The organism is Paucibacter sp. PLA-PC-4 (genome assembly GCF_026241155.1).
GTDB lineage: Bacteria > Pseudomonadota > Gammaproteobacteria > Burkholderiales > Burkholderiaceae_C > Roseateles_E.
The window spans coordinates 100,323-125,115 of record NZ_JAPFGP010000009.1 but is presented as its reverse complement, the minus strand read 5'-3'; the positions used below and the strand labels follow the sequence as shown (position 1 = coordinate 125,115).

Annotated in this window: 19 protein-coding genes; 4 read left to right on the top strand and 15 right to left on the bottom strand. The window is 64.6% G+C overall.

Going from position 1 to position 24,793, the window contains the following annotated elements; all coding sequences use genetic code 11:
* Positions 1–17 precede the first annotated feature (17 nt).
* The 10 genes from OOZ63_RS15460 to OOZ63_RS15415 form a co-directional block, all read right to left on the bottom strand.
* Positions 18–1,736 carry an ATP-binding protein gene (locus OOZ63_RS15460; RefSeq protein ID WP_266006441.1) on the bottom strand — a complete coding sequence of 573 codons (1,719 nt, stop codon included), beginning with the start codon at positions 1,734–1,736 and terminating at the stop codon, positions 18–20.
* A gap of 271 nt (positions 1,737–2,007) precedes the next feature.
* Complete coding sequence (locus OOZ63_RS15455; protein ID WP_266006440.1) at positions 2,008–2,745, bottom strand: pseudouridine synthase; 738 nt, start codon at positions 2,743–2,745, stop codon at positions 2,008–2,010.
* 7 nt (positions 2,746–2,752) lie between these two features.
* Positions 2,753–3,724: a P1 family peptidase gene (locus tag OOZ63_RS15450; protein ID WP_266006439.1), complete on the bottom strand. Its 972-nt coding sequence runs from the start codon at positions 3,722–3,724 to the stop codon at positions 2,753–2,755.
* A gap of 87 nt (positions 3,725–3,811) precedes the next feature.
* Positions 3,812–4,861: a glycerophosphodiester phosphodiesterase family protein gene (locus tag OOZ63_RS15445; RefSeq protein WP_266006438.1), complete on the bottom strand. Its 1,050-nt coding sequence runs from the start codon at positions 4,859–4,861 to the stop codon at positions 3,812–3,814.
* A 103-nt stretch (positions 4,862–4,964) separates the two neighbouring features.
* A complete protein-coding gene (locus tag OOZ63_RS15440; RefSeq protein ID WP_266006437.1) occupies positions 4,965–6,074 on the bottom strand; it encodes an acyl-CoA dehydrogenase family protein in 1,110 nt (369 codons plus the stop codon).
* A 15-nt stretch (positions 6,075–6,089) separates the two neighbouring features.
* The gene (locus OOZ63_RS15435; protein ID WP_266006436.1) at positions 6,090–7,268 is read right to left on the bottom strand and encodes an acyl-CoA dehydrogenase family protein; all 1,179 of its coding nucleotides are present in this window, start codon (positions 7,266–7,268) and stop codon (positions 6,090–6,092) included.
* A gap of 139 nt (positions 7,269–7,407) precedes the next feature.
* The gene (gene xdp1 / locus OOZ63_RS15430) at positions 7,408–8,319 is read right to left on the bottom strand and encodes an exosortase-dependent surface protein XDP1 (RefSeq protein WP_266006434.1); all 912 of its coding nucleotides are present in this window, start codon (positions 8,317–8,319) and stop codon (positions 7,408–7,410) included.
* Positions 8,320–8,430: 111 nt separating this feature from the next.
* Positions 8,431–11,274, bottom strand: a complete 2,844-nt coding sequence (gene prsT, locus OOZ63_RS15425) for an XrtA/PEP-CTERM system TPR-repeat protein PrsT (RefSeq protein ID WP_266006433.1) — start codon at positions 11,272–11,274, stop codon at positions 8,431–8,433.
* A 105-nt stretch (positions 11,275–11,379) separates the two neighbouring features.
* Positions 11,380–12,030: a retropepsin-like aspartic protease family protein gene (locus OOZ63_RS15420; protein WP_266006432.1), complete on the bottom strand. Its 651-nt coding sequence runs from the start codon at positions 12,028–12,030 to the stop codon at positions 11,380–11,382.
* A gap of 5 nt (positions 12,031–12,035) precedes the next feature.
* The gene (locus tag OOZ63_RS15415; RefSeq protein WP_266006431.1) at positions 12,036–12,530 is read right to left on the bottom strand and encodes a YajQ family cyclic di-GMP-binding protein; all 495 of its coding nucleotides are present in this window, start codon (positions 12,528–12,530) and stop codon (positions 12,036–12,038) included.
* Positions 12,531–12,595: 65 nt separating this feature from the next.
* Here OOZ63_RS15415 and murB point away from each other — a divergent pair, with 65 nt between their 5' ends.
* Entirely contained in the window at positions 12,596–13,672 is a 1,077-nt protein-coding gene (murB, locus tag OOZ63_RS15410; protein WP_266006430.1) for a UDP-N-acetylmuramate dehydrogenase, read from the top strand.
* A gap of 1 nt (position 13,673) precedes the next feature.
* Here murB and OOZ63_RS15405 read toward each other — a convergent pair whose 3' ends face one another.
* Together OOZ63_RS15405 and OOZ63_RS15400 are read right to left on the bottom strand one after the other, a co-directional pair.
* Positions 13,674–15,869 carry an ATP-binding protein gene (locus OOZ63_RS15405; RefSeq protein WP_266006429.1) on the bottom strand — a complete coding sequence of 732 codons (2,196 nt, stop codon included), beginning with the start codon at positions 15,867–15,869 and terminating at the stop codon, positions 13,674–13,676.
* The gene (locus OOZ63_RS15400) at positions 15,866–16,375 is read right to left on the bottom strand and encodes a molybdopterin-dependent oxidoreductase (RefSeq protein ID WP_266006428.1); all 510 of its coding nucleotides are present in this window, start codon (positions 16,373–16,375) and stop codon (positions 15,866–15,868) included. Before OOZ63_RS15400 ends, OOZ63_RS15405 begins: the two co-directional genes overlap by 4 nt.
* Positions 16,376–16,594: 219 nt before the next feature.
* Between OOZ63_RS15400 and OOZ63_RS15395 the strand changes: the two genes are divergently transcribed.
* Positions 16,595–18,298, top strand: coding sequence for a long-chain fatty acid--CoA ligase (locus tag OOZ63_RS15395; RefSeq protein WP_266006427.1), 1,704 nt, complete (start codon positions 16,595–16,597; stop codon positions 18,296–18,298).
* A 6-nt stretch (positions 18,299–18,304) separates the two neighbouring features.
* Here the strand turns inward: OOZ63_RS15395 and OOZ63_RS15390 are convergent, their stop codons facing one another.
* From OOZ63_RS15390 to OOZ63_RS15380, 3 genes are read right to left on the bottom strand one after another with little or no spacing between them, the layout of a single operon-like run.
* On the bottom strand, positions 18,305–19,159 hold the full coding sequence (locus OOZ63_RS15390; protein WP_266006426.1) for a DUF924 family protein: 855 nt from the start codon (positions 19,157–19,159) through the stop codon (positions 18,305–18,307).
* Positions 19,159–21,204 (bottom strand): prolyl oligopeptidase family serine peptidase, encoded by a 2,046-nt coding sequence (locus tag OOZ63_RS15385; protein ID WP_266006425.1) that lies wholly within the window; start codon positions 21,202–21,204, stop codon positions 19,159–19,161. The genes OOZ63_RS15390 and OOZ63_RS15385 overlap by 1 nt, the downstream gene beginning before the upstream one ends.
* Before the next feature lie 47 nt (positions 21,205–21,251).
* Entirely contained in the window at positions 21,252–21,812 is a 561-nt protein-coding gene (locus OOZ63_RS15380) for a YaeQ family protein (RefSeq protein WP_266006424.1), read from the bottom strand.
* 125 nt (positions 21,813–21,937) lie between these two features.
* Here OOZ63_RS15380 and OOZ63_RS15375 point away from each other — a divergent pair, with 125 nt between their 5' ends.
* Together OOZ63_RS15375 and OOZ63_RS15370 are read left to right on the top strand one after the other, a co-directional pair.
* Positions 21,938–22,597 carry a hypothetical protein gene (locus OOZ63_RS15375; protein ID WP_266006423.1) on the top strand — a complete coding sequence of 220 codons (660 nt, stop codon included), beginning with the start codon at positions 21,938–21,940 and terminating at the stop codon, positions 22,595–22,597.
* A 124-nt stretch (positions 22,598–22,721) separates the two neighbouring features.
* Entirely contained in the window at positions 22,722–24,767 is a 2,046-nt protein-coding gene (locus OOZ63_RS15370; protein WP_266006422.1) for a M3 family metallopeptidase, read from the top strand.
* The last annotated feature ends 26 nt before the right edge of the window (positions 24,768–24,793 follow it).

Sequence of the window (24,793 nt, the reverse complement as noted above, 5' to 3'; positions counted from 1 at the left end):
GGATTATCTACGCAGGCCTAGGCGAGAGCCGGCGCGCGCAGATGGCGTTGCACCATGGCCGTCAAATCATCCAGCTCGAAGGGCTTGACCAAGTAATCATCCATGCCGCATTCGAGGCAGCGGTCGCGGTCGCTGTTCACCGCGCTGGCGGTCAGCGCGACGATGGGCAGGCGGGCCAGCCCCTGGCGCCGCTCGTGGGCGCGCCAGCTTTGCGTGGTCTCGAAGCCGTCGAGCTCGGGCATCTGGCAGTCCATCAACACCATGTCGTAGTCGGCACTCTTGAGCCGCTCGAGCGCTTGCAGGCCGTTTTCGGCCTGATCAACGACCAGGCCGCAGCGCTCCAGCATGCTGGAGGCGACCAGCAGATTGACGACGCTGTCGTCGACCAGCAGCACCCTGCCGGCCAGCTGCGGCAGCTCGGTCGGGGCCGGCGGCTGGTTGATTTCGGGCTCCGCACTGACCTGCAGCGGCAGTGTGAATTCGAATACAGAGCCTTGGCCGGGCATCGAGGCGCAACGCAGATCGCCACCCATGGCCCGGGCCAGCTCTCGCGAGATCGTCAGGCCCAGACCGGTGCCCTCTTGGCGGCGAGGCGCAGCGCCTTCGCCCCGCAGGACTTGTTCATAGGGCGCGAAGACCCTCTCCATCTGGTCTGGCGCGATGCCTTCGCCAGTGTCGCGTACCGCAAAGCGCAAGAGGGTGCCGGCGCGCATGTCCAGCACCGTGCTGACCTCGATCGCGACCCTGCCGCGCTCGGTGAACTTGATCGCGTTGCCGACCAGGTTGTGCAGCACTTGCTTGATGCGGTCGGCGTCGCCCAGTACGCAGACCGGCAAAGCAGGGTTCAGAGTGAGCTCAAAGGCCAGGCCCTTCTCGCGCGCGCTGCCCGACAGCAGGCGGCAGACATCGTCGACCGCTTCTCGTAGGAGCACCGGACCTGACTCGACCACAAGCTTGCCCGACTCAATGCGGGACAGGTCCAGGATGTCGTTGACCAGGGTCAGCAGATGGCGGCCCGAGCGGCGCACGATATCGATTTGCTCGCGCTGCTGGGCGTCGAGCTCGGAGCGCTCCAGCAATTGGGTCATGCCCAGGATGCCGTTGAGCGGCGTGCGGATCTCGTGGCTCATCACCGCAACGAAACGGCTCTTGGTGCTGCTGTCGCGTTCGGCCGACTGCAGCGCCTGCTGGCGCTCCTCGGCGATCCAGGCATTTTCGAAGCGCAGGCGCAGCAGCTCGGTGCTGCGGGCCTCGGCGCGGCGCGACTCGAGCTGGGTCAGTGCCAGGAACAGTCCCAGTCCGGCGCCGACGAATAGGCCCGCCGGCGTGCCCAGGCTGAGGTGGTAGGCCATCAGTGGCGCGAAGGCCAGCAAGGAAAACAGCAGATGGGCGCGCCAGACGCTGCCCAGCGAGAACAGCCCGACGGCGCCCAAGCCCACCATCGAGGCCAGGATGATGCCGTCCAGGTCCGGCACGGGCGGGCTGTGGAAGAACCAGCCCATTGCTCCCCAGCTCAGCGCGTCCAGCGCCAACAGCACCATATAGCGCAGCTGCCAGTGTGTACTGTGGCTGCAAGCCGGCCGAGCACGGCGGAACTGCAGCACGTCCAGGCAGCGCAGGCCTCCGATGGCTAGCCGTGCGGCCAGCCAGCCCAGCAGCAGCGGGCGGGGCAGGTGCTGCCACAAGAAAATGACCGGGAAGGCGCTGAACAGAAGGCCTGCCAGTGTCGGCGCCATCGTCATTTCGTACAGCGATGCGAGGCGCTCCGACGCCACCTGAGCGGTGATGTCGTCGCTTGATTCGTTGTTCCCTCGGCCCCTCGTGGGCTCGGCTTTGATCGTCTGTGTCATACAGCTAGGACGCGGCACCCTTGCTGGGCACTCTACGACGGGTGGCGGCGAGCAAGGCGCTCGCCGCATCAATCCCTAGGTTCTACAGATCGCCGATGACAAACACCCTAGGAGGAACCCGCAAGCGTGGTGTGGCCGCTGCAAAGCCTAGGGAAACTCAGGGTGTGATCAGGCTTGGGCTGCTGACCCAGGTCCACTGACCGGGCTTCAGATCGGTAGGTAAGAGCAGCGCGCCGAACTGCGGGCGGTGCAGTGTTTCAACGCGGTTGCCGACCGCCGCGACCATGCGTTTGACCTGGTGGTACTTGCCCTCGATCAAAGTCAAGCGTAGGCCGTGGGTGCCAGCCGCTGTATCGAAAGCCTCGGCGCCTTCCGCGCGAGCCTGTTCGGCCTTGCGTGCGGGCTTGCCAGGCGCCGGGTCCGGCTCATGCAGTTCAACCCCCGCCAGCAGCCGCTCGAGTTGCTCCTGCGTGACCTCGTGCTTGCAGTGCGCTTCGTAGACCTTGGGCACGTGGTGCTTGGGGCTGGTCAGCTTGTGGATCAAGCTGCCGTCATCGGTCAGCAGCAGCAGGCCGGTGGTGTCCTCGTCGAGCCGTCCGACCGGCTGCACATTGCGCTCGCGCAGCGGCCCAGGCAGCAAGGTCATGACGCTGGGATGGTGCTTAGGCTTCTGGGAACACTCGTAGCCGGCCGGCTTGTTCAGCAGGATCAGGGCCTTCTCGTAAAAGGGCCAGGTCTTGCCGCTGACGACGAACTCCAGGCCCTCGGTCTCGAAATCGGCATCGGCGTCCTCGATGACCTCGCCGTTGACGCTGACCTCACCGTTGTAGATCAAGCCAGCACACAAGCGGCGGGTACCGAAGCCTTGGGAAAAAAGAATCTGTGACAAACGCATGGCCCGATTATCCAGCCAGCTCAGTCGATGCCGGCAGGCCGGGCAGGCCGGTCGCGGCCCGGACCGCACGCAGGACCGCGCGGGCTATGACTTCTGCCGCCAGCGGCCCGAGCAGACGCAGATCGCCGCGCTCGCGATTCGTGCCTGTGGCCAGCGAAAAAATCACATCGCCATCGCTGACGGTGTGTACCGGATTGATCGTGCGGGCCAGGCCGTCATGTGCCATCTGGGCCAGTTTTTTGGCGTCGGCCTTGTCCAGACTTGCGTCGGTTGCGACGATGCCCAAGGTGGTGGCCGTGCCGCTGAGTGTCACAGCGGGCAGTTCGCCGCGTAGCATCGCCTGCAGCATGCCCAGGGGCCTGCCATCATCGCCGCGCGCACCGGCGATCAGTTGGCCGCTGGCCGGGTCGATGATGTCACCGATCGCATTGACCACCACCAGGGCGCCGACCGTGACCCCTCCGACCGTCACCGAGGCGGTGCCAACACCGCCCTTCATGGCATGGGTAATGCCTCGCAGTTTGCCCAACGTGGCGCCGGTGCCAGCGCCCACCGAGCCTTCGGTTGGCGCCTCGCGGCTGGCGGCTTCGCAGGCGGCATAGCCCGAGGCCGCATCAGGGGTGACAGCGGGATCGCCCAACCAGAGATCAAACAGCACGGCGGCCGGCACGATAGGCACGCGCGCCGGCCCGACCGCAAAGCCATGGCCGCGCTCTGCCAGCCAGCGCATCACGCCGCCGGCGGCATCCAGGCCGAAGGCGCTGCCACCGGTCAGCAAAAGGCCATGAACCTGGTTCACCGTGTTATCGGGCGCCAGCAGATCGGTCTCGCGGGTGCCGGGCGCGGCGCCGCGCACATCAACCCCGGCGGTGGCCCCTTGCGGGCACAGCACCACCGTACAGCCGGTCGGTCGGCGGCTGTCGGTATGGTGGCCGACCGTGAGGCCTGGTACATCGCAGATGCTTGAAGCGTCGGTCATGCCCATCTTGTGTATCGCCAAAATGCGAAAAACCCCGCACGCACGCAGGCGTGGCGGGGTTCATCGTAAGGCTAAACCGTCCGGCGCTCAGGCTTGACGTGAGCGACGTGCGCGCAGGCCCAAGCCCAGCAGGCCCACCATCATCAAGGCCGCCGTTGCCGGCTCCGGAACCGGGCTGGTGAATTGCTGGACGGCGCTAACGGCGAGGTCGGTGTAGTTGGTGAAAACTCCATCCATACCCATGTCCAGATAGCGCTGGTACTCTGCGGCGGCGAGGCCGGCATCGCTCTGGGCGAAGGTCCAGCCATGCACGAGCAGGCCAGCGGCATGGGCCTGGTCGATGAAGCTCTTGGTGACGGCATAGCTGCCGTTGTTGATCAACACGCCGATGCCGTCTGCGAAGCTGGCCACTTGGTCCAGCGACAGAAGCGACAGCCCTGACCCGATGACGCCCATGCGGGCCACGCCGTCGCCGCCAGTGACGGCCACGCCCAATTGCACCAGTTGCATATCCAGCCCAAGGGCGGCCTGTTTGGCGTCCAGGCTCTTGACGGTAGCGTCACTGAAGGACTGGATGAAGACCTTGTCGGTGGACTGACCGTAGTCGTTGAGCAGCAGGGTGGCGAGGATCTTGTTCTCCATCACCGGATTGGCCTGCTTGGCTTCTGGGTAGATGCCGATCTGGCGACCGGTGGAAGCGCTTTGCGTCTTCACGAGATCGATCACTTCTTGGAAGGTCGGTATCTTGTAGTCGCTATTGACGGGGCTGAAGCCGGGGTAGCTGGTGCTCGCAGTGCCCAAGGGCTTGACCGTCAAGGTCTTGATCTCGGCCAGTGTGAAGTCCGACACTTTGTAGCCGCCATTGCGGGCTGCGTAAAGGCTGCTGACATTGGTGGTGCGTTGCAGGGTGTCGTCGTGCATGGCCACCAGCACGCCGTCCTTGCTCAGCTGCAGATCGGGTTCGATGTAGTCGGCGCCCAGCTTGATGGCCAATTCATAGCCACCCAGCGTGTGCTCGGGCAGGTAGCCGCTGGCGCCGCGATGAGCGATAACGATTGGGTCGGCGGCCTGGACCGAAGTGGTGACGAATAGGCTGGCCAGTATCAGACTGGCCAGCGCGGCGGCTCGCAATTTCATGGGTTTATCTCTGCGTTGGACTGCGTGAGAGTCTAGGAAGAGCCCATGACCGCGCCGTGACAAAGCGTGAATTTGTTCACGCTTTGTTGGGTCTGGCCAGGACTCAGGCGAAGACGCCGGCTGTGTCCTGCATGCGGGTGCTGACCTCGCCGAGGTGATGCAGGCTGTCGCCGAACTGCATTTCCATGGTCGTCAGGCGCTTGAAGTAGTGGCTGCCGATGTACTCGTCGGTGACACCGATGCCGCCATGCAGCTGGATGCACTGCTGGCCGACGAAGCGCATGGACTGGCCCAGTTGCAGCTTGGCCTGCGACAGCGCCCTGCGCCGCGAGTTGGGCTCTTCGCCCAACTTCAGCGTTGCAAAATAGCTCATCGAGCGCGCAAGCTCCAGCTGCATCTTCACATCAGCCATGCGATGGCGCAGGGCCTGGAAGCTGCTGATCGCGACGCCGAACTGCTTGCGTGTGTTCAAGTACTCGGCCGTGATAGCCACCAGCTTCTCCATCGCGCCGACGCCTTCGGCGCACAGTGCTGCGATACCGACATCGATAGCGTGCTCCAGCACCGCCAGGCCCCGCTCGGGGCCGACCAGCAGTGTGGCGGACGTATTGGTTAGCGTGAGCTCGGCCGCGCGCGAGCCGTCTTGCATGCTGTAGGGGCGGGTCGACACGCCGGCCGCGCCGCGCTCGACGAGGTAGAGGGCCAGGCCCCCCTGGCTCAGCGCCGGGACGATGAAGGCATCGGCCTGATCGGCGGCCGGCACCAGGCTCTTGGTGCCCGACAGGAGCAGGCCGTCGGCGCGGGTGGCGGGCTTGTCGAAGCAGTAGCGTGCGCCACGCTCCTGATGAGCCATCACAATCAGGGCCTCGCCGCCGGCGATCCTGGGTAGCCATGTCCCTTGCACCTCGGTCGGCGCATGGGCGAGCACGGTCGGTGCGATCAGCCCGGCCTGGGCAAAGGGTTCCATCACGATGCCGCGGCCCAGCTCTTCCATCACCACCATGGCTTCGACCGGACCGAAACCCATGCCGCCCTGGTCCTCCGGCACGGCTAAGGCGGTCAGACCCAGACCGACCAAGCCCTCCCAGGCTTGCCTGGAAAACCCGCCTGCCTTCACGTTGGCGTGGCGGCGAGCAAAGTCATAGTCCTTGTCGACCCAGCGGCGCACGGCGTCGCGCAGCGATTGCTGGTCTTCATTGAAGTCGAAATCCATGATCCGTCCTTTCTTTCAGCCGAGCACCGTCTGGGCGACGATATTTCGCTGCACTTCGTTGGAGCCGCCGTAGATGGTGGTCTTGCGATAGTTGAAGTAGTGGCTGGCCAGCGGCGCGCAATGGGCTGCGCCGATATGGTCGCCTTGCCAGCCGGCCTCCATCGCCTCTTGGATGAAGGGCAGGGCGAAGGGCCCGGCCGCCAGCATCATCAGCTCGGTATAGCGCTGCTGGATTTCGCTGCCTCGGATCTTCAGCAGGCCGGCGACGTCCAGGCTTTGCTTGCCGCTCTTCTCGGCCGACAGCACGCGCAGGACCATCATCTCCAGCGCCACGATGTCGACCTCCAGCAGTGCGATCTGGTCGCGAAAGCGCTGGTCCTCGAACATGCCTTCACGCTTGGCGATGCGCTTGAGTCGCTCGAGTTCGCGTTTGGCGCGGTTCACGTCGGCGATATTGGTGCGCTCATGGGCCAGCAGATACTTGGCATAGGTCCAGCCCTTGTTCTCCTCGCCGACCAAATTTTCGGCGGGCACCTCGACATTGTCGAAAAACACCTCGTTCACCTCATGCTCGCCGTCCAGCATGATGATGGGACGCACCGTAACACCGGGCGACTTCATGTCGATCAGCAAGAAGCTGATGCCAGCCTGGGGTTTGACGGAGGTGTCGGTGCGCACCAGGCAGAAAATCCAGTCGCCGTACTGGCCCAGCGTGGTCCAGGTCTTTTGGCCGTTGACGAGGTATTTATCCCCCTGGCGTTCAGCCCTGCATTTGACTGAGGCCAAGTCCGAACCTGAGCCCGGTTCGCTGTAGCCCTGACTCCACCAGACCTCGCCGCTCATGATGCCCGGCAGATGGCGCTGCTGCTGCTCTGGTGAGCCGAAGGCCATGATGACCGGGGCCACCATCACAGGGCCGAATGGCACGACTCGCGGTGCGCAGGCAAGCGCGCATTCCTCCTCGAATAGATGGCGCTGCACGGCATTCCAGCCCGGTCCTCCGAACTGCTGGGGCCAGGCCCAGCCATGCCAACCCTTTTTGCCAAGAATCTTGGCCCAGCGCTGCATATCGTCCTTGGACAGCCGCAGGGCATTGTGCACCTTGTGGCTGATGTCCTTGGGCAGGTTCTCGGCCACCCATTGCCGGATCTCGGCCCGAAAGGCCAGTTCCTCGGGGGTGAAGTTCAGGTCCATGCTGTCTCCTCGAATACTTGCCGCTTTTTAGCACGAGCGTTCGATTTGCAGCTGTCTCGGCAGGGACAAATCCTTCTTAGGAGACCCAAAACGAACAAAGCGCCTGCAAGAGGCGCTTTGTGCTCGGGGTGCTTGGGACTTAGGCTCGCGAGGAGCGCCGGGTCACGCGCAGGGCTAACAAGGCCACTGCTGCCAGTGCGAGGGAGGCCGGCTCTGGAATGCCGGTCGATGGCTCCTGCTTGCCCGCGCCAGCAAAGGAGAACAGCTTAAAGTAGTCCTTCATGCCGTCGCCAGCGACGCCGCCTAGGTTCGAGTTGAAGGCGCTGATCAGCCACCAACTGGAACTCTTGTTCTTGCTGGCATCCGCATTGTTATTGAACGTAGCGCTGGGGATGTTGGTATTGGTCGATTCGGGCAGATCAAAGACATTGGCTACCAACTCCCAGCCCTTTCCGTTGCCGTCAATAATGTCGGCTTTGAGGTCGGCGGTGGTCTTGCCCTGGATATTCGGTGCCTCGGCGCCGACGTACCGCAGGATGGTGATGTCGGCGTCGTTGTAGCGCCAGCCGATGTTCAGCGCGTTCAGGGCGACTGCAGAATCGAACTTGATCAGCAAGGAATCAGTGTGGGTGTTGTTGTCCACCGAGTGCTGACCGCCGCTGCTGGATTCGTTGTAGTCGTTGACGATGCCGAACTCGACGCCGTCATACCTACGCACCGAAGCCTTGTCATAGCTTGAGCTGCTCGCGCCGCTGAATCCGGTCGTCGACCAGCCGGTCAGGGTAGCGTTGTTGACAACGCCACCCGAGGTGGCGCCGCAACCATAAGCGTTACCAATATTGCTGACAGTGCCGTTGGGGCCTGCCACCGAGCTCCCGCTGGCCGTCTGGGTGCAGGTACTGGCTTTCCATGTCCAGGAGTCCGCTGCAAATGCCGGCGCGGCAAAGCCTGCGCCGAGCAAGGCGAGCAAGGCCAGGCATTTCAGAGGTTTTTTTGCCGTCATAGATGTCTCCGGAACGCAATCATCTTGAAAATGAATCATGACTGCCATAAAGCAAAATTCAGGCCAGACGCACGATTCTGAGGTTTGACAGGCACTTAGCTTCGATGCCCGCGTTTCCCATGGGAGAAATGTAAGCTTTTTTGACAGCCAAGTGCCCCCTCATTTGAGGGTTTGGAGCAGAGGCAGGGCTGCGGCGCGGATATCGGACGCGAGTGTGCCCTTGAGTGCCACTTGCAGCTCCTCACGGGCTTCTGCCTTTCGACCCAGTGCCGCAAGCACCACGCCCAGGTGGTAGCGGATCTCGGGATTGTCCGGCTCGCGCAGTCGGGCGTCTCGCAGCAGTTGAAGCGCCCGCTCGTTTTGTCCGAGGCGGTGATAGGCCCAACCGGCTGTGTCAATGACCAGCGGATTGCGCGGCGCTTGCTGCAGCGCCGCTTCGGCAGTCTTGACCGCTGCCGCCGGCTGGTCCAGGCGCAGCTGCACATTGGCAAGGTTGTTCAAGACCTCCGCGTCTTCGGGGCGCAATTTCAACGCCGCCTCGTAAGACCGTTGCGCTGCAGAAAAATCGCCGGTGCGCGCCTGGGCGTCGCCCAGTGCCTTGCGCACGAGCAGATCCCCGGGTTTGCTTTTCAGCCATTGCTCGGCAAGCTGGATCGCGGGTTTGCCGCCATCCTGTGCCGAGAGCACGCGGAACAGCCTCAGCAGATGGGTGCTATTGGGCTGGAGTTCCAGTGCACGGCGCAGTGACTCTTGTGCCGGGCCGGGCTGCTCGCGGGCTATGTGAATGTCGGCTAACAGGTTGTGACCGATCGCCGCACGGGGCTGCAGTTGCAGGACTTGGCGGGCGCTCTTCTCAGCTTTGACGAGATCTCCTCGCATCAATTCGGCGCTGGAGTTCATGGCCAGTGCCCGTACCGACTGGGGCTCAGTGGACAGCACTTTCTCCAGCGTGTAGACGGCAGCATTGGGGTCATTGGCCGTCATTTGTAGCTCGGCCACGCTCAAGAGCAGGCCGCTGTCGAAGCCAGCCTTGCGCGCGGCCGTCGTCAGGGTGCTGCGCATACCGGGAAGATCGCCGCCAAGAAACTGAGCCTGGGCGTAGGCGTTCAGGGCCTTGACGTCGTCGGGCGTGCGACCCAACAGGCGCTTGGCGGCCGCCAAGGCCGCTGCGCCGTCACCGGCCCGCAGGTGCCAGGCGACCAGTGCGTGCTGGGCTTTCAAGGCGCCGGGGCCATTGCCTTCGACAGACCGCTCCAGCCACCGCAAGGCATCTTCGGGCTGCCGCTTGAGTTCCGAGAGGGTCGCCATCTCGAAGAGCACATCGGCATTGCGCTCGTCGGCCTTGAGCAAGGTCTGGAGCTGCGCTTGAGCCTCGGCAAGCTTGCCTGAGGCTAGCTCCACGCGGGCCAGCCCCAGCCTCGGCTCCAGCAGCTCGGCGTCCAGGCTCAGTGCCTTTTGATAGGCGGCGCGTGAGCCGGCAAAGTCGCCGGCGCGCTGCTTGGCGATGCCCGACAAGGTCCAGACGCTGGGGTTCTTCGGATGGTGCTTGACCAATTGGTCGGCGATCTGGCCAGCCTTCTTGAATTGCCTGCTGCCCAGATGGCGGCTGACCAATGCCATGCCGGCCTGCAACTGGCGTGGATCCTTCTTCAGTGCGGCTTCGAGCTCCGCTAGGCCACTGGCCGTCTGGCCGCTTTGCAGCAGTCCCAGGCCCAGCACGGTTCGAAACTCAGCCGAATCGTTGCCACGCAAGGCGTCCTGCATCATTGAAGTTGCTTTGGCATGGCGCCCTTGCGAGACAAGCACCGAGGCATACATGGCCAGAGCCTGACTGTCGGCAGGTTGGGCGCGCAGATAAGGTTCAAGCACCTCGGCGGCACGCTCGGGCTTGTTTTCGTCGATGTAGATCTGCGCCAGCAGTTTGACCACCGGGCTCGGTCCCATCGCACGGTGCGCGGCTTCTAGATAGGGCAGGGCCTTCAGGTATTCGTTGAGCCCGAAGTGCGCCAGCCCATTGAGCATCAAAATCTGCGGGCGGTAGCGGATGAATTCGATCGGCACCGGGTCGAGCAGCGATGTGACGCGGTTGAGGGCGGCGTTGGATGAGGCGATATCGCCGCTGCTGCGTGCCAGCAGGGCCTTCAGGTAGACAGCTCGCGGATCCTCGGGTGCGAGCTCCAGCAGCTTGCCCAGATCGATGGCCGCCTCTTTGCGACGGCCCTGGTCGATCTGTACGCCGACCCGTGCTAGGCGGGCATCGATGTGCGCGGCGTCAATACGCAAAGCCTGGTCGTACGCAGCCACGGCAGCCGCGATATCTCCGCGAGCGTGGAGAACCGTGCCTTTCTGATAGTGTGCTTCGGCCGAATTGGGGGCCAGGCGCACGGCGCCCTCGGCGACTTTCAAGGCTTCATCGAGTTGCCGCGCTCGCACGCGCAGCGGCGCTTCCATCAACCAAACTTCAAGATTGTTCCTGTCGATGCCGCGTGCCTCTTCCAGCACCATAAAAGCCGCACGGAGATCGCCCCTGTCGGCATGGGCCGACGCATATTGCAAGAGCATTTTCTGCCGCAGTGCCGAAGGCAGGCCATCAGGCTTGAGTTCAGTTCGCTCCAACAGCTGGCCAGGCTTGCCCTGAGCCGCCAGCGATTGAGCCAATGCGAGGGCAATTTCGCTGCGATCCACACCCAGGCGCAGGGCCTCGCCAAAGGCAATCTCGGCGCCGGCCGCATCGCCGTTGGCGAGCAGTGCTCGTCCCAGCAACACCTGCACCGGAAGTAGATTCTTGTCCTGCTGCAAGGCGTTCTTCAGCTGGATGATGGCGCCAGACATGTCCTTGCGCTGGTAGCGGCTCAGGGCATCTTCGTAGAAGGCGGCGGCCTTGCCCGAATTGGCCAGACAGGCTTGCGAAGCCAGGCTCAGGCCTACAAGCAGCAAGCTTGCAAGTCGGCGCTGCGGCCACCGCGGGCGGGTACGGGCCGGGGTCTGATCGGCGCGAGGCATGGGGGCAGTTGTTGGCTGGGGCATTGCGGCAATCATACGTTCCACCCACAAGCCCGGCGCTGCTTTGGTGGCTGGCCGCCACCCGCAGGCAAGGGGGTGTGACGCTCAATACCGTAGCTCCAAGGTCATCACATCGTTCTCCCTGCGCATCTGAAAGCGCGTCAAAAAGCTATTGCCCAGCAGCACATGGCTCATGTTGCCGGGCAAGATGATGGCGTCTACATTGCGCACCTCGACCTCGCCGACGCGCACCGATGCGAGCTGTAAAAGATGGGCCGGCACCGTACCGTTGGCGGTCTGGGTCATTACGCGGCGGCCTTCGCGGAACTTCAGGCCCATGCGCTCGGCCTCGATTTGGGCGATCGCGACAGTGGTGGCGCCGGTATCGACCAGAAACTGTGTGGCCTGGCCGTTGATGCTGCCCTGGGTCACGAAATGCCCACCGGGCCCAGAGGCAAGTACGATCTTGCGGCCCGCGCCAGCGGCGGCCGTGCCGTCACCGATGCGGCCCGGCGAAGCGCCCAGCACCAGGACTTGGCGGCGGCCGCCGAACTCGACGGTTGCGCGACCGTCCTCGAGCGCCAGCAGCTTGACACCGCGCACGCTCTGACCCAGCGCCACAGTGCGCGCCTCGCCATCGATCAGCAGCAGGGCCGATTGAGCACCCAGGCTGCCGTTGAAGCTCACGCTCTGGCCCCAGGCCGCGCCGACCGTCAATAGCAGGGCGCACAGTGCGGCGGGGCAGAGCGGCGGCACGACGTTCAGTCCCGGAAGTTGTTGTAGGACAGCGGCGTGTCGGCCATGTCTCTTTTCAGCATCGCGATCGCGACTTGCAGATCGTCGCGGTTCTTGCCGGTGATGCGCACAGTGTCGCCTTGGATCGATGCTTGCACCTTCAATGCGCTCTTCTTGACGGCGGCCACGATCTTCTTGGCCAGATCGGACTCGATGCCGTCCTTGATCTTATAGACCTGCTTGACCTTATCGCCGCCGAGCTTCTCGATCTTCTCGGCCTTGTCGAGGAAGCTGATGACAACATCCTGCTTGGTGAGTTTGGCGTAAAGCACGGCCTCGATCTGCTCGAGCTGGAACTCGCTGTCGCCAAAGGCCTGGATTTCCTTGTCCTTGTCCTTGAGTTCGATGCGCGCACCAGTGCCCTTGAAGTCGAATCGGGTGGCGATCTCTTTGGCGCTGTTGTCGACGCCATTCTTGATCTTGACCATGTCGGGTTCTAGGACGGTATCAAAGCTGGGCATGTTTATTTGTCTGCTGTTGGGGGTTGGAGACCGGGTTCGGTCTCTCGATCGGTGAAAATTCTGCCATGCAGGAACAAGCTGTAAATCCCCCAAACGGGCCGACCGCGCCGGCATGGCTGCTGGAGCGTGACGTCAATCTGAAGCCCTACAACAGCTTCGGCCTGCCGGCTACGGCCCGCCAACTGGTGCGCATCCGCTCGGAAGCAGATGTGCGCCGCGTGGTCGATCACCCCAGCTTGGGCCGTGCGCCCAAGTTTGTACTTGGCGGCGGCAGCAATATGGTTCTGACTCGCGATATCGAGGCCGTGGTGCTGAAGATCGAGATTCCTGGTTTGCGCCTGCTGGAAGAACGGGACGATGCCTGGATTATCGAGGCTGGCGCTGGCGTGCCCTGGCATGAGCTGGTGCGCTGGTCTGTCGAGCAGGGTTATCCGGGGCTGGAGAACCTGGCCCTGATCCCCGGCACGGTCGGCGCTGCGCCCGTGCAGAACATCGGCGCCTACGGCATCGAGCTGAAGGACCGCTTCGACAGCCTTGATGCGGTGGATCTGGTGACCGGCCGGGCCGTGCATCTGCCGGCCTCGGTCTGCCGCTTCGGCTACCGCGACAGCGTATTCAAGCAGACCGGCTTTGGCGGCCTGGCTGGCAAAAGCGTCATCACCAAGGTCAGGCTGCGTTGCCCCAAACCCTGGCAACCGCATATCGACTACCTGGATCTGCAGCGAAAGATTGCCGAAACCGGCATCAGCGCGCCCAGCGCCCGCCAAATCTTCGACTGGGTCTGCGAGATTCGCAGCGCCAAGTTGCCCGACCCGGCCCGTATCGGCAATGCCGGCAGTTTTTTCAAGAACCCGGTGGTCAGCGAAGAACAGTGCCGCGACATCATCGGCCGCGACCCTGGCATCGTCCATTACCCGATGCCCGACGGCACGGTAAAGCTGGCGGCGGGCTGGCTGATCGATGCCTGCGGCTGGAAGGGCAAGTCGGTCGGCGACGCGGCGGTCTACGAACGCCAAGCTCTGGTGCTGGTCAACCGCGGCCAGGCGCGCGGCGCGGAGGTCGTGACGCTGGCACGCGCGATCCAGGAGAGCGTCTACGGCCGCTTCGGCATCCGGCTGGAGCCGGAGCCCATCTTGCTTTGATTCAGCCCAGGCCGCGTCGGGCACACAGCTCGGCGCTGTGTTGCAAGGCGCTCAACAGGGCCTGAATCGCCATCTGCAAGGCCGATGCGTCGGTACTTTCCGACTTGGCCAGCAGCTCCAACTCGCGCGCGGCGCCGGTCACGCGGGTCAGGCCCAGGCTAGCGCTGGCACCCTTTAAGGCATGGGCCTCGGCGCGCAGCATGCCGGCGTCCTTGCCTTCGGCGGCGGCCTCCAAGCGCTGCCGGCTGGCAGGGACTCCGCGCACAAAAGTCTGGTAGAGCGGCGCGATCTTGTCGGGCGGCAGGCTGCGGCGCAGCTCCTGCAAGACGCTGTCGTCAAAGCCGCTGTCAGTCACCGCCGGCGGCAGCGTTCGCGCCTGCTCGTCGAGCAGGGCGGCCAGCCTTGCAATGCCGACCGGCTTGGCCAGGAAGTCATCCATGCCTGCCTGTAACGCGCGCTCGCGCGACTCCTCGAAGGCGTCGGCCGACAGCGCGATGATGCGGGTGCGCGATTTCGGCCCGGGCAGCTCGCGCATCGCCTGAGCGGCCTGGTAGCCGTCCATCATCGGCATGTGTAGGTCCATCAGCACCAGATCGAAGTCGGTGGCCTTGAGTTGTTGCAGCGCATCGAAGCCGTTCTCGCAGAACACCGCCGTATGCCCCAGTCGCTCCAGCACCGCTTCGAGGAAGTTGCGGTTGGTCAGATGATCCTCAGCGACTAGGATCTGCAACCGCCGTGACGGCGCGCCAATGGCGGCCGTGGGGGGCGAGGGGGGGGTGGGGGGCTCTGCGGCTGCTGGGCAGGGTGCCAGCGGCAGCTTGGCCGTGAACACCGATCCGCGGCCGGGTTCGCTGCGCACCTCGATATCGCCGCCCATGGCTCGGGCCAGATTGCGCGAGATCTCCAGGCCGAGGCCAGTGCCACCGAATCGGCGCGAGCGCGTCTGATCGCCCTGGCTGAAGCGCTGGAACAGCTTGGCCTGGGTGGCCGCATCCATGCCCAGGCCGGTATCGCTCACCTCGAAGACCAGGGCCTCGGCTGCGCTGCTCACGCGCAGACCCACACGGCCCCGCTCGGAGAACTTGATTGCGTTGCTGAGCAGGTTCAAAAGGATCTGGCGCAGCCGCGTTGGGTCGGCGCTGACCCAGGCCGGTACCTCGGTATCAAGGCGCAGGCTGAGGTCGAGCCCCTTGGCGCTGGCCTGCGGCCACAGCAGATCCTCCAGCTCCTGCACCAGGCGGGCCGGCTGCATCGGCTCGGGCTGTATCGTGATGCCACCCGCCTCCATTTTTGAGACATCAAGCACGTCGTTGAGGATGGCTAGCAGATGACGAGCCGATTCATGGGCGGCCAGCAATTGCTCGCGCTGGGTGGGCTGCAACTGACCCTCCTGCAGCAGGCTCAGCATGCCGAGCAGCCCGTGCATGGGTGTTCGCAGCTCATGGCTCATATTGGCCAGGAAGATGCTCTTGGCGCGGCTGCCGGCCTCGGCCTCCTGGCGAGCCTGGCGCAGGGTTTCGGCCAGCGCCTCCTGCTCGCGACCATGGCGGTCCAGACTGCGAAACTGGCGGATCACGATCAAGGCCACACCCAGCGACAGCAGGCATTGCAGCGCGGTCAGCCACAGACTCAGGCTGCTCTGCGAGCGCACCAGCTCATGGCGGCCGCTGACCTGGTTGGCCACATGGTGAGAAGCCGTCAGCGACAGCTCGCGAATCGCATCGGCCAGGCCGTCCATGCGGTCAAGCAGGGCCTCCATGGTCTGCGATTGCTGCTGGATCAGCGCCGTGTTCAGCGGCTGCGCGTCGGCCCATTGCACAAATGCCTTGGTGCGGTCCAAGGTGCGCTGATAGTCGGGGCTGGCGCTCAGCACCTTGGCCGCGTACTCGCCCTCGATCAGGCTGAGTCGGCTGACGAAGATCTCGTAGCGCTGCACCGCCTGCTCGGCCGCCTCCGGGCTGCGGTCCTGTCGCGCCTGGGCCAGCGCCAGGCGCAGCTTGAGGTACTCGACTTCGAACTGGAACAGGCTCCAGACCAGATAGTCGCCCTGGTAGCGGCTGGTGGTGTTGAGGAGCTCGAACTGGCGCGACTGCAGCACGCCGACGGCGCCGAAGGCCATCACCAGCAGCACGCCCATCGAGGCCAGCAGCAGACGCAGCCGGCGCTGCCTGCTTGGGATGGTCGCGGCTGCGCTCAACGGATTTCCAGCGCCTTGAGCTGCCATGCGCAGCGGGCGTAGTAGATGCTCGTGCGCAAGCGGGGATCGCTGTCGAAGGGGTAGATGATGAACAGCGGGCCCTTGTCGCGAAGCGGCATCGGCCGGTCGTCCATTTGCAGCGCTAGCATCACATCATGCTGCTTGACATCTTCCATCGGGATGGTCACCTTGTAGTCATTGATGGCGACGGCCTCGATGCTGTGGCCCTGGGCCCCGGCGGCGGCCAGGACCTCGCGCAGCAGCGGGCCGCTGAACTTGCGCGGGCCGGGGTACCAGGGCGTCTTCTGCGTCAGGTTGTGCTGCGTAAAACCCTGCAGCCGTTTCATGTCGAACAGGGCACGCCCGTCCCGGTCGGGGCGGCCGAGCTTGCCCCCGATGCTCAGCAGCACCTTGTCCTCGGTGTTGGACCGGGCGGAACCGGCGAACGCAGTAGCGGCGGCGCTACACAGCCAGTCGCGGCGGCTCAAGGAGATCGGGCAAAACATGGCACTCCAGTGCTGATTCGGCGCCCGTTCGAGGCCGGGCCATTGCTGTTGCGCTTCAATTGCGTTGTCCTGCATTCTATTGATGCGCGGTGGCCGCTCCGGTTTAAACCCCCGCGAGTAGATGTGCCGAACATCAGCGGCGGCGCTTGTCGCTGCGGTGACAAGCCCGGCGGCTCAGGCGCGACATGATGCGGTCGACCCGCCGATGGAGACTTTGCGATGACAGCCGCCGATCCGCCCGTGCCCCACACCCGCCAGCATGTGTCATGGCCCCGGCGCCTGCCCCGCCTGCTGGAGATTCCGCGGACCTCGCTCTGGTTCAATTTGGAGGTGGCGGCCACCCGCTACCCCGACAAGGCCGCCACCCTTTTTTGCGGTCGTTCTATGACTTATGCCGAGCTCAGGCGCCAGGCCGAGGCGCTGGCTGGCTGGTTGCAGGCCCAGGGTGTAGGCAAGGGTGACCGCGTCGCGCTGTTCATGCAGAACTGCCCGCAGTTCTTGATCGCCTTCTACGCGATCAACCGCGCCGATGCGGTGGTTGTGCCGGTCAATCCGATGAACCGGGCTGAGGAGTTCAGCCATTACATCAGTGACCCGGAAACCCGAGTCGTGATCTGCAGCGCTGACCTGGCCGCCGTGGTTGATGCGGCCAATGCCGCCTTGCCGCCTGACCGGCGCCTGAAGGCTTTGCTGGTGACCCGCTATGCCCAGGCGCTGCCCGATGCGGGTGTTGACGCCGAGTTGGCGCTGGCCCCAGCCCTGCAGCAGTGGCTGATGGCCGACCCGACCCTGCCTGCCGGTGCCTCACGCTGGACTGAGGCGCTGGAGGCCGGCCTGGTGCCGGGGCCGCACAGCGTCGGCCCCGACGATCTAGCCCTGCTGCCCTATACCTCGGGCACGACCGGCCTGCCTAAGGGCTGCATGCACAGCAACGGCACGTTGATGGCCAATGCCTGTGGCGGTGGACTCTGGGGCTATGCCTCGCCCGAGTCAGTGGGGCTGGCTGTGGTGCCGATGTTCCACATCACCGGCTTGCTGTACGGCGTGCTGGGTCCAATCTATCAGGGAATGAGCCTGGTGATCATGCCGCGCTGGGACCGTGAGCTGGCAGGGCGCCTGATCTCGCGCCACAAAGTCACGCACTGGACCTGCATCCCGACCATGATCATCGATCTTTTCGGCAGCCCCAATTACCAGAGCTTTGACCTGGGCAGCCTGATCTATCTGAGCGGCGGTGGGGCTGCGATGCCACAGGCAGTCGCCGAGCGGTTACGCGCTGAGTTCGGTCTGACCTTTGCTGAAGGCTACGGCCTGACAGAGACCGCCGCGCCAACCCATGCCAACCCGCCAGAGCGGGCCAAGCTGCAATGCCTGGGCATTCCGATCTTCGGCGTCGACTCGCGAGTGGTGGATCCGGTGACCTTGCAGGAGATGCCGCTCGGCGAGGTCGGCGAGATCATCAGTCACGGGCCTATGGTGTTCAAGGGCTACTGGCGCCAGCCCGAGGCGACGGCGGCGGCCTTTGTCGAGATCGACGGAAAGCGTTTTTTTCGCACCGGCGATCTTGGCCGCATGGACGAGGAGGGGTATTTCTTCATCACCGACCGGCTCAAGCGGATGATCAATGCCAGCGGCTACAAGGTCTGGCCTTCTGAGGTTGAGATGCTGCTCTACAAGCATCCTGCCGTGCAGGAAGCTTGCATCATCGCGGCCCGTGACACCTACCGCGGGGAGACCGTCAAGGCCGTAGTGGTGCTGCGCGCCGGGGCCGAGGCCACCACGGCCGAAGACCTTATCGGCTGGGCGCGCGAACATATGGCCCCTTACAAGGCGCCGCGCCTTGTCGAGTTCGTCGCCAGCCTGCCCAAGTCCGGCTCGGGCAAGGTGATGTGGCGGCTGCTGCAGGAGCAGGAGCGGCGCTGAATCGGTTCAGAAGCCGGCGCCAGGCTGGGCCAGATAGTCTTGCTCGGCGGCGGTGCTGGTGCGGCCCAGCACCGCATTGCGATGCGGAAAGCGGCCGAAGCGGGCGATGACGTCGAGATGGCGCCTCGCATAGTCCAGCGGGCTGGCAAGCCGCGGATCGCTGGCTGCCAAGGACTCGAACTCTTGCACACAGCGATGCTGCAGCGCTAGGTCTTCGGCGTGCTCCAGTGGCATCAGCACGAACCAGCGCTGCAGGCTGCTCAGGCCGGCATAGGCCTTGCTGTCCAGCAGGTCCAGAGCCTGCTGCAGTGCTAGCGCATCGCCGGCAAAAGCGGCGGCCTGGCCCCGAAAGGCGTTGCGGCTGAACTGGTCCAGCACAACGATCCGGGCCAACCGGCCCAGTGGTGTCGCCTGCCAGGTGCGCAGCCCGTCATGCTGGGCCGACTGCAGCGTCGCGCCGAAGCGGGCAGCGATCTCGGCATCGAATGCTTCGTTCTTTTGGAACCATACGCTGCGGACCTGGCCATCCTCGGTCGAACCGAGCGGACCGAACCAAAAGTTCAATACCGCCTGCACGGCGGCCGGCTCGCACAACCGTTGCCAATGCGAATGCCGGGCCAAATAGGTCTGCACATAGCTGCAGGCCGGCACCAGTTGCACCCCTTGCGGCGCCAGCCACGCCAACACCCGCTCGACCATCTGTGCGGCCAAGCCACGACCGCGCAGCGCTGGATCGGTTCCGGTGTGGGTGATGATCAGTTGCTCACCCTCTCGCAGATAGTCGATTTCGCAGATCAGCCCGTCGACCCGGGCTTCGAAGCGCTGGGCGTGCTCGTCGTGGCGAATATCCAGCATGCTCATCAACGTCCCAGTTGCTGCCACAGATAGCTGTATTCCAGCGCCTGCAAGGTGGCGCGCTGCTCGTTGTCGGCAGCCCCGCCGTGGCCGCCCTCGATGTTCTCGTAGTACAGCACGTCATGGCCCTGGGCCTGCATCAGCGCTGCCATCTTTCGGGCATGGCCTGGGTGGACGCGGTCGTCGCGGGTCGAGGTGGTGAACAGCACCTTGGGATACTTGCCGTCCGGCTTGACGTTGTGGTACGGGCTGTACTTTGAGATGTAGGCCCATTCGGCCGCGTCGTCCGGATTGCCGTACTCGGCCATCCAAGAGGCGCCGGCCAGCAGCGTGTGGTAGCGGCGCATGTCTAGCAGCGGCACCTGGCAGACCACCGCATTGAACAACTCGGGGCGCTGCACGAAAGTGGCGCCGACCAGCAGCCCGCCATTGCTGCCGCCCATGATGCCCAGATGGCGCGGGCTGCTGATCTTGCGCGCGATCAGGTCCTCGGCCACCGCGATGAAATCGTCGTAGCTGCGCTGCTTGTTGGCCTTGGTTGCGGCCTGGTGCCAGGTTGGGCCGAACTCACCGCCGCCGCGGATATTGGCCAGCACCAGCACGCCGCCCTTGCCGTACCAGGCGCGGCCGAAACCGCCCGAGTACCACGGCTGCATCGCGACCTCGAAGCCGCCATAGCCGTAGAGCAAGGTCGGGTTCTTGCCATCGGCTCGGGCGCCGGCCGGCCAGACCACGAAATAGGGCACTTCAGTGCCGTCACGGCTCTTGGCGAAGAACTGCTCGGCACGCATGCCCTCGGCCACGAACTTGGGTTCGCGGCTCTTTAGCGCCTCGCGCGCGTCGGTGCCCGCTCGGGCCAGGAACAGGGTGTCGGGGGTCAAGAAGTCGGCGTAGTTCAGCAGGTAGCGGTCGCCCAGCTCGTCCTCGGGCAGCTCGCTGTCGTAGAGGCTGGCTAGGCTCAGCGTGCCGGGGAAGGGGGCCTGCACGGGGCGGTGCTTGGGACGCTCGCCGGAGAAGTCCCATTCTTCCAGGCGGCTGGCCACTTTGTCAGAGATGTTCAAGATCAGGTGCGAGCGGGTCAGGCTGTAGCCGGCCAGCGAGCGCGTCGAGGTGGGCGTGAACAGGGTCTGGAAGTGCCGTTCGCCGCGCAGATAGGCGGCCGCATCGGTCACCAGCAGCGCGCCGGCCTGGTAGGTCTGGCCGCCGACGGTCCAGTCGCTACGCAGGCTCAGGATCAGGCGCGGGCCCCAGAACTGCTCCTGCACATCGCTAGGCAGGTCCAGTGCGAGCAGCTTGTCCTCGCGCTGCAACAAGAAGCTGCTCTGGTTGTAGAAATCCAGCGCCCGGGTGAATAGGGTTCTGGGATAGCCCGGTGTCTGGTCGACATTGACCGACACCGCCACATCCTTGGCCAGGCCTTCGAACACGGTCTTGGCCTCACTCAGCGGCATGCCGCGCTGCCAGCGCTTGATGATGCGAACGTATCCAGAGTCGGTCAGCGAGCCGGGGCCGAAGTCGGTGCCGACAAAAATCGTATCGGCATCGATCCATTCGACCTGGCTCTTCGCCTCGGGCAGCGTGAAGCCGCCGACCACGAAGCGCTTGTCGACCAGGTCGAACTCGCGCACCACATGGGCATCGGCGCCGCCGCGCGACAGCGACAGCAAGCAGCGCCGGTAGTCAGGTGCCAGGCAGCTGGCGCCAGCAAACACCCAGCTCTCGCCCTCGGCCTTGCCCAGCGCATCGAGGTCCAGAACGGTCTCCCACTGAGGCTCGGCCTTGCGGTACTCGGCCAGACTGGTGCGGCGCCACAGGCCGCGCTTGTGCTGCTCGTCCTGCCAGAGGTTGTAGAGCCATTCGCCCTTGCGGCTGACGAAGGGAATGCGGTCCTTGGCGTTCAGTACATCCAGCAGCTCGCGGCGGATGCCGGCGTATTCGGGCCGCGCCTGCAGTGTCTTCAGGCTCTGGGTGTTGCGCTCGCGCACCCAGGCCAGTGCGCGCTCGCCCTGCACCTCTTCAAGCCATTGGTAGGGGTCGGAGTCTTGAGCCATGGTGTTCAAGGAAGTCAGAACAAGCCCGCAGGCTAACAGCAGTGCCTTCATTCGGTGGCCACCTTCAATGCGATCGGGGTGATCTCGACCGAAGCCTGAGCGGTCGAGACATAGATGCCGCCGTCCTGCACGCTGACCTGCAGCTGCATGCTGCGCTCGGCCAGCCGGGCCAGGGCCTGCGACTGCTCGTGAGGAATCTGCCAAACCGACAGGCGCGGCGCACGCGTCAGCTTGTTTTCTATGCCGGCCCACCAGACCTGCGTGCTGCTGGCGAAGCCGATCACCGTGACCCTGTTGGCCTTGCCATGGGCCTTCATCAGGCGGCGGTCGTCGGGCTGGCCCAAGTCGATCCAGTGCAAGACCTCTCCGGTCAGGCTGAGCTGCCAGAGGTCGGGTTCGTCGACGTCGGACAGGCCCTTGGTGAACTCGAGCCGGCCGTTCAGATCGTCGGCCGGGGTGTGCAGTGCAAAGGCCAGCACGCGGATCATCATGCGCTCGTCCGTCTCCGAGGGGTGGCGCGCAATGGTCAGGTTGTGGTCGCCGTAGACATGGCGGTCCATGTCGGCGATCTGCACAAGAGCTTTGTGAATGGTGGCTTTGAGCGCCATGGCGGGAGTCTCGGGAGCGGCAAAGCGGCGCATTATCGGGCTTGTTGTGCAGCATGGCATGATGCCGCCCTGGCGCCGCTAAGCTGGCGCCGCTGTGTTCACCCTCCGCGCTGAAGAGCCCTGCCATGAAACGATTCCTGCTTTCCGCCTGCGTCGCCGCCTTGCTACCCGCGCTGGCGCTGGCCCAGACGGCCAATCCGAACGCCAAGGTCGACCCCAAGAACAACAAGGTCAGCCGCCCCGTCGTCGAAAAACCCAAGCAAAAGCTCATGACGCGCGACGAGCTGCGCGCCTGCTTGACCACCTTCGACAAGAATGAGACCGACGCCAAGGAAATCAAGGCCGCCCAGGCCGCGAATGCCCAGGAGCGCGCCGAGATGGTCAAGGCCAAGGAGGAGCTGACCCAGCAGGGCGCGGCGCTGACTACCACCGGTACAGAGCTGAAGACCGAACGCGAAGAGCTGATCAAGGGCCAGGAAGTGATCAAGGCCCAGTTGCCGAAGATGGAGCGCCCGGACGCCGAAAAGGTGCTGGCCGACTACAAGGCCAAGGCGGCGGCGCACGACGCCCGGATCGACGCCTTCAACGCCAGCAAGAACAAGTACAGCGCCGATGCCAAGGCCTTCGATGCCAAGGTCGAGAAGCACAATGCCGATACCCAGGCCCTGCAGGCTCGCGCCGAGGCGCATCTGGACAAGGTTGACGACTGGAAGGAGGACTGCAGCAAAAAGCCCTACGACGAAGCCGACGAAATCGCCGTCAAGAAAGAGCTGGGCCTGAAGTAATTCACCGGACCGCACGGTCTTTGAACGGCGCCACCCCCAGCGGGCTGGCGCCGTTTCTACAATCGTGTCACCCCAACAACATCATGGCGGCGCCACCCCTGCCGTCATCACAGTGAGACAAGGCATGAGCAACCCCCTGCTGCAAGACTGGAACACCCCCTACGGACTGCCGCCCTTTGCCCAGATCGAGGCCGCGCATTTCGCGCCGGCATTCGAGGCGGCGCTGGCCGAGCACCGCGCCGAGCTTGATGCGATTGCCCACCAGGGCGCTACGCCGAGCTTCGAGAACACCCTGGCGACATTCGACCGCAGCGGCCGCCTGCTGACCCGGCTCGAGCATCTTTTTTACACTTTGGCCGCCTCTGCTACCTCGCCCGAGCTGCAGGCCGCCCAGCGCGCGTTGGCCGCCCCGCTGGCTGCACACGGCAACGCCGTCTACATGCATGCCGAGCTGTTCAAGCGCGTGGACGCGCTGCATGCCGAGCGGCAGGCCCTGGGCCTGAGCCCCGAACAGTTGCGCCTGCTGGAGCGTGTGCACCTGGACTTTGTGCGTGCCGGCGCCAAGCTGCAGGGCGAGTCCCAACGGCGCTATGCCCAGGTGGTCGAGCGTCTGGCTGAGCTGCACACGCTGTTTGCCCAAAATGTGCTGGCCGACGAGAGCGGCTACCAACTGCTGCTGCAGGGCGAGGACGAACTGGCCGGCCTGCCCGACTTCGTGCGCGCCGCTGCGCGTCAGGCCGCTGTCGATCGCGGCCTGGGCGAGGGCGTTCATGCGATCACCCTGTCGCGCTCGCACATCGTGCCCTTCCTGACCTTCAGCGAACGCCGCGATCTGCGCGAGCAGGCTTGGCGCGCCTGGGTCGGCCGCGGAGAAACAGCCGGCGAGACCGACAACCGCGCTGTGGCCCAGCAGATCCTAAGCCTGCGAAACGAGCAGGCGCGCCTGCACGGCCACGCCTGCTATGCCGACTATGCGCTGGCCGATACGATGGCTGGCACGCGTGAGGCGGTGCAAGGCTTGCTGACCCAGGTCTGGGAGCCGGCCAAGGCCGCCGCCGAGGGCGAGCGCCAGCTGCTCGAAGGCATGATGGCCTCGATGGGCCACCGCTTCGAGTTGCAGGCCTGGGACTGGCGCTTTTATGCCGAGAAGGTGCGCAAGGCTCGCTACGAGCTCGACGAGGCCGAGGTCAAGCCCTATTTCCCGCTGGACGCGATGGTGCAGGCGCTGTTCGACTGTGCCGGCCGACTGTTCGGCCTTCGCTTCGTCGCCAAGCCCGAGGTCGCCGGCTACCACGCCGATGTCAAGGTCTACGAGGTGCTGGGCGCTGACGGCGGGCTGCGCGGTGTCTTTATGCAGGACAACTTCGCCCGCGCGACCAAGCGCAGTGGCGCCTGGATGAATGCGCTGCGCTGGCAGGCCCGCAATGCGATTGGCGCGATCCCCGTCATTCTGAACAACAACAACTTCGCCAAAGGCGCGCCCGGCGAGCCGACCCTGCTGAGCTTCGACGACGCGCGTACGCTGTTCCATGAGTTCGGTCATGGGCTACATGGCCTGCTGTCCAATGTTGAGTACGAGCGCCTATCGGGCACCCAGGTGCTGCGAGACTTTGTGGAGCTGCCCTCACAGCTGTTCGAGCATTGGATGAGCGAGCCCGAGGTGCTGAAAAAGCACGCCCGCCACTACCAGACCGGCGCGGTGATCCCCGACGCGCTGCTGGCCAAGCTGAAGGCCGCCGAGCTCTTCAATCAGGGCTATGAAACGGTGCGCTACACCGCCAGCGCCCTGGTCGACATGGCTGTGCACTCGCTGACCGACTCGCAAGGCCCCGACATCACCGAGTTCGAGGCCCAGACCATGTCGGCCTACGGCTTGCCGGCCGCGATCGGCATGAACCACCGGCTCGCGCATTTCCAGCACCTGTTCGCAGGCAGCGGCTATGCCGCCGGCTACTACGTCTATATGTGGGCCGAGGTGCTGGATGCCGATGGCTACGAAGCCTTTGTCGAGGCGGGCAGCCCCTTCGATCCCACGGTCGCACAGGCCTTGTTGAACAATATCTACGCCAGCGGCAACAGCCGCGAGCCGCGAGAGGCCTACCGTGCCTTCCGGGGCCGCGATGCGGTGGTGGCGCCGATGTTGCGGGGTCGGGGTCTGCTGCCGGCCTGATAGTCCTGGATCAGGTGAGGTCGGGG